The following is a 1,198-nucleotide window of genomic DNA, read 5'->3' as shown; positions in this document are numbered from 1 at the left end:
GAAAAACGGCAAAAAACCGCAACCTTGAAGCCGTTCGAATCCGCGGTTTACCCCCGTTTCTGCTGGCCTCTTTACGCCGATCAACCCCGGCTTCTTTACGGCGATCACTGACAACTGACCGGCTGCGGCCGGTAATACGCACTCGATCTCGCGATGCCGACCAGTCGCGTCTGTTGCGAAACCGGCAGCGCATGCGTACGGTCGATCATCGTCTTGCGCTCAGCAATCCCGCCTTGGTGAGCGCACCTTCTAAAAAATCATTCTCCAGTGTCAGCTGGCCGATCTTGGCGTGCAACGCCTTCAGGTCCACCGGCGGCTCGCTCGACGGCATGCCTGCCGCGCCAAACACGTCTGCCGCACGCTCCTGCAATTGCCGTTTCCATTCGGTAATCTGGTTCGGGTGCACATCGAACTGCTGCGCCAGCTCTGCCAGCGTGCGCTCGCCCTTGACCGCGGCCAGCGCCACCTTCGCTTTGAACGCCGCTGAGTGCGTGCGTCGAGTTCTCTTCGTCATTTCCTCGGTTCCTTTGCCAGCATTATCGCTGGCTTAGGTCCCGGACGTCCCACTTATCCGACTGTCCGAATTTGCACGGCCACCTCTCTACGATGCACGATTACGCGGGGATTTCAGTTGCATTCTGGAAGCAAGTTAGACGACTCTTGCGGGCGATCGAACGCTGCCTTCGGAGTTTTACCGGCGCACCAGGAGCCCTTAAGAATCATAGCCTTACACGACTCGCAATCGGCAAAACCAAGGCTAACCAAGGTCAATTAGGCCTGTCCAAGCTCATTCAAACTGTAATTGCACTGTACTTCTGTGCGCGTCGCCTATGCGATGCGCAGTGTTGTGTACCTCTCGCCAAGCTGTGTATCGGTGGCGACATGCTTGGGTCCTTCGCGCCCCACCAACACAGAGAATTACAAAGCGCACAAAATTATAAAAATTAAAATTACTTAGCGGAGAGTGAATCGGTAGTCTGCACCGAACCCCTGAGGAAGGACATCGACTTCAAGGATTTTAGTGTTGCGGGCCTGGAAGGCCAGCCACTCGTATTTCATCTTGTGCCGGAGTGTCTCGATACGATGTAAGCGCCCGGCGAAGGCATCTTGACGGCGTGATCGGAAGGGATTAGGCAACGATCGGCGCCCAGCGATGGGGCAACAACTGCGCGACGTCAGCAGCGCGATGGGTCGGCAA

The 1,198-nt window shown here is 56.5% G+C and carries 1 protein-coding gene and 1 pseudogene; both read right to left on the bottom strand.

The features are described 5' to 3' along the window. Nucleotides 1-113 precede the first annotated feature (113 nt). Nucleotides 114-514, bottom strand: a pseudogene (locus AC0KUR_RS37900) (transposase); the annotation flags it as partial. 440 nt (nt 515-954) lie between these two features. Then, nucleotides 955-1,198: hypothetical protein (locus AC0KUR_RS37895; protein WP_473377390.1), on the bottom strand; the 244-nt coding region annotated here is incomplete at its 5' end.

The sequence above is a fragment of the Burkholderia sp. YHN3-13 genome (assembly GCF_055810675.1).
Note: the sequence above shows the minus strand (reverse complement) of the source record. Positions and strands in the feature narration are given on the sequence as shown.